At 53.8% G+C, this 3,902-nt stretch carries 4 protein-coding genes, 3 tRNA genes and 1 rRNA gene; all 8 read left to right on the forward strand.

From position 1 onward, the window contains the following. A 5S ribosomal RNA gene (rrf, locus tag ACFOJE_RS05825) occupies positions 1–104 on the forward strand; the annotation flags it as partial. Between the two features lie 203 nt (positions 105–307). Continuing rightward, positions 308–1,258 (forward strand): bifunctional biotin--[acetyl-CoA-carboxylase] ligase/biotin operon repressor BirA, encoded by a 951-nt coding sequence (birA, locus tag ACFOJE_RS05830; RefSeq protein WP_377813414.1) that lies wholly within the window; start codon positions 308–310, stop codon positions 1,256–1,258. Further along, positions 1,248–2,000, forward strand: a complete 753-nt coding sequence (locus ACFOJE_RS05835) for a pantothenate kinase (RefSeq protein ID WP_377813352.1) — start codon at positions 1,248–1,250, stop codon at positions 1,998–2,000. The genes birA and ACFOJE_RS05835 overlap by 11 nt, the downstream gene beginning before the upstream one ends. 8 nt (positions 2,001–2,008) lie before the next feature. After that, the gene (locus ACFOJE_RS05840; protein ID WP_377813353.1) at positions 2,009–2,686 is read left to right on the forward strand and encodes an SPOR domain-containing protein; all 678 of its coding nucleotides are present in this window, start codon (positions 2,009–2,011) and stop codon (positions 2,684–2,686) included. A 122-nt stretch (positions 2,687–2,808) separates the two neighbouring features. Then, positions 2,809–2,893: transfer RNA gene (locus ACFOJE_RS05845), tRNA-Tyr, on the forward strand. A 26-nt stretch (positions 2,894–2,919) separates the two neighbouring features. After that, positions 2,920–2,993, forward strand: a tRNA-Gly gene (locus ACFOJE_RS05850). Between the two features lie 25 nt (positions 2,994–3,018). Beyond that, positions 3,019–3,094, forward strand: a tRNA-Thr gene (locus ACFOJE_RS05855). 83 nt (positions 3,095–3,177) lie between these two features. Continuing rightward, positions 3,178–3,902: elongation factor Tu (locus ACFOJE_RS05860; protein WP_377813354.1), on the forward strand; the 725-nt coding region annotated here is incomplete at its 3' end.

Raw genomic sequence — 3,902 nt, forward strand, 5'->3', positions numbered from 1 at the left:
AGAGCGTTGGAACCACCTGATCCCATCCCGAACTCAGCAGTGAAACGACGCATCGCCGATGGTAGTGTGGGGTTTCCCCATGTGAGAGTAGGTCATCGTCAAGCACCTATCCCGAACCCCCGACTGGCACCTGCCGGTCGGGGGTTCGTCTTTGCGCCGGGAAAAAGGGGTGCAGCGCTCGCCGCCGAGGAGCGTCTCGCGACGCCCGCTCCGGCTCGCCCGATGGGGCTTTGCTTCAGCTCCATTTTCTAGGCATTCCTGCATGGTATGGCTATGATTCCTGCTTGGCTTAGAGGTGGGCTCCGTGATGTTGACTTTATTAAGGCTCCTGCAAGATGGTTGCTTTCATTCAGGGCAAGATTTAGGGAATGCACTTGGTGTGAGCCGTAGTGCTGTATGGAAGCAATTGCAGCGCCTTGAGTCTGAGATGGGAGTGTCAATACATAAAGTGCGTGGAAGGGGTTATCAACTTGCTAAGCCCATAGCTTTGCTAGAGGCTGGGGGCATCCTGCTCCCGGGGGGGTGGTCTCTTCATCTCAGAGAAACTGTTGATTCCACAAACGCAGAGGCAATGCGGCTCCTGATGGGGGGGCAGAGTCTTCCGTTGGTGGTACTTTCCGAGCGACAGACTGCTGGACGGGGGCGTCGAGGGCGGAACTGGCTAAGCCCATTTGCTGAGAATATCTATTACAGTTTGGCCTTGCGCATTGAAAGCAGTGCGAGGCGATTGGAAGGCCTAAGTCTTGTTGTTGGACTCGCGACGCTGCAGGCGTTACGAGCATTAGGCCTCTGGGATGCTGGCCTTAAATGGCCAAATGATATCCAGGTTCGGGGGAAAAAGATTGCTGGAATTCTTTTAGAGTTAACTGGTGATCCAGCTGATGTATGCCATGTGGTTATCGGTATTGGCATTAACGTGAACATGATTGATGCGGGGGAGATTGATCAGCCTTGGACGTCAATGCAGCTGGAGTTAAATCGATTAGTTGATCGTAACGAATTGGTAAGCGAATTAAACCGGCGATTATTTGACTACCTGAGCCTTCATGCGGATCAGGGGTTTTCCGTTTTTCAAGAGGAGTGGGAGGCGAATCATATATGGCAAGGTCGGGACGTCGGTTTGATCGCTGGTTCTCATCAAGTAAGAGGGCAGGTGCTGGGGGTTGATAGCCAGGGCGGTCTGCGCTTGTGCGTAAATGGGGAGGAGCGGATATTTAGTGGCGGAGAGCTCAGCTTGAGGGGATTCGATGATTGTTGAGCTTGACTGTGGAAACAGCTTCATTAAGTGGCGAGTAGTTGATGGCGCGAAGTCAGTTATATGCTCGATGGGGATTGCTGCCTCAAATGAGGAGCTCATATCGGCATTAGACGAGATAGGGCGGACGATCAGCTTGCGGCGCGGGCGGCTAGTCAGTGTGCGTAGCGATGAAGAGACTGCTCAACTGCGTGAGCTACTCGCCCAAAACTTGGGGGTCGAGGTGCAATGTGCTCAACCTGCGCGTGCCTTAGCCGGAATCAGGAACGGATATGACGACTTCTCGGCCCTAGGCCTAGATCGCTGGCTCGCCATGGTGGGGGCGTATAGTCTTGCACGGAAAGCCTGCTTGGTTCTTGATCTAGGCACAGCAGTCACGTCGGATTTCGTGTCGGCGGATGGCGTACACCAGGGGGGATATATCTGTCCAGGTTTGCCTCTTCTTCGTAGCCAACTGCGCGAGCATACAAGGCGCATTCGTTACAACGATGCCATGGTGAAAGAAGTGATCAAGGATATGGGGCCTGGGCGGGCCACGGCTGAAGCTGTGGAGCGTGGATGCCTGCTGATGCTGCGTGGGTTTATGGATGCCCAGCTAGCGCTGGCCACCGAGTACTTGGGAGATGATTTCGACGTGTTCGTTACTGGTGGTGATGCCGCTCTAGTAAAGGAAATGCTATCAGGGGCACGTTTTGTCCCTGATTTGATTTTCATCGGTTTGGCTATCGCTTGCCCCATCCCCTGAGGTCCTATATGCGTTGGGTGTTTCTCCTGTTGCTCGTATTAAATTCGCTCTATTACGGTTGGAGTCACTTAAATGCTTCAGCGCAATCGAGCAATGTGCTTATGCTGGAGAAATATCCAGAGACGCATGAGAGTATTCGTTTAGTTAGCGATAGGGGGGCATACAGAGAGAGCGATCCAGTTGCCCTGCCAACTGGGGATGTCTGTCTGTATGTGGGTGGTATGGTGCGAGAGGAATCGGTGAGGCAACTTGAGCAGCGGCTGTTGAGCCTGGATATCCAGGCGGATATAGAGGAGGTGGATAGTACCGTTGCTACGGATTATTGGCTGTACCTACCGCCTTTGGCTTCTCGACAGGCCTCATTAAGGCTACTGAAGGAGCTTCAAGCGAGAAAGATAGACGGCTATATCATTACCCAAGGAGACCTGGTCAATGGCGTCTCGTTAGGCATTTTTCCCAATAGTGATTCAGCCGGGAATGTCATGCAGCGGCTGCGTGACGCAGGGTACCAACCTGCCATGCGTGAGTTGCCGAGAGCGCACCGCGAGTATTGGGCGCGGATTGCTCTTGAAAGCAATCGACTGGTAGATGACGAGCTTCTGAAGAGACTGTCTCTTTCCTTTCCTGGGCTAAGGCACGAGCAGAAAGCATGCGGGGATGTTACAAACGGAGAGTCATTTAAGTAGTCTCGCGTTCGCGTGAGCTGTCGGGCTTACTGCTAGATGTTGTTGGGCTAGCTAATCTCTGATTTTAAAAGAGAAAAGGGTTGACAGTCGTGTGGTGTGCGTTAATAATGCGCCCCACTTCTGGAGGGGTTCCCGAGTGGCCAAAGGGATCAGACTGTAAATCTGACGTCTTAGACTTCGAAGGTTCGAATCCTTCCCCCTCCACCAGATTAAAAGCATGAGCTGTAGGCTCTGCGGGTATAGTTCAGTGGTAGAACCTCAGCCTTCCAAGCTGATGATGCGGGTTCGATTCCCGCTACCCGCTCCAGCTTTTGTTTTGCTTTGAGAGATTTGCTCATGTAGCTCAGCTGGTAGAGCACACCCTTGGTAAGGGTGAGGTCAGCGGTTCAAATCCGCTCATGAGCTCCATATATAAAGGCAGATATGTAAATATCTGCCTTTATTTTAATGGGTAATAGATTGGTTTGGTATCCACGATAGGGCGGTCCGCGATGGCTAAGGAAAAATTCGAACGTAACAAACCGCACGTCAACGTTGGCACCATCGGTCACGTAGACCATGGCAAGACCACTCTGACTGCCGCTCTGACCAAGGTTTGCGCTGAGACCTGGGGTGGTGCCGCTCGCGCCTTCGACCAGATCGACAATGCGCCGGAAGAGAAGGCTCGTGGTATCACCATCAATACCTCGCACGTAGAATACGACTCGGCGATCCGTCACTACGCTCACGTGGACTGCCCCGGTCACGCTGACTATGTGAAAAACATGATCACCGGTGCTGCTCAAATGGATGGCGCCATCCTGGTTTGCTCGGCTGCCGACGGTCCCATGCCGCAAACCCGCGAGCACATCCTGCTGTCCCGTCAGGTGGGTGTTCCCTACATCGTCGTGTTCCTGAACAAGGCCGACATGGTGGACGATGCTGAGCTGCTCGAGCTGGTCGAAATGGAAGTTCGCGATCTGCTGTCCACCTACGACTTCCCGGGCGACGACACCCCGATCGTCATCGGCTCCGCGCTGATGGCGCTGGAAGGCAAGGACGACAACGGTATCGGTGTTTCCGCTGTGCGCAAGCTGGTCGAGACTCTGGATAGCTATATCCCTGAGCCGGTTCGTGCCGTGGATCAGCCGTTCCTGATGCCGATCGAAGACGTGTTCTCCATTTCCGGCCGTGGCACCGTGGTGACCGGTCGTGTCGAGCGCGGCATCGTCAAGGT

It is taken from the genome of Azotobacter bryophylli (assembly GCF_042643485.1).
GTDB lineage: Bacteria > Pseudomonadota > Gammaproteobacteria > Pseudomonadales > Pseudomonadaceae > Azotobacter > Azotobacter bryophylli.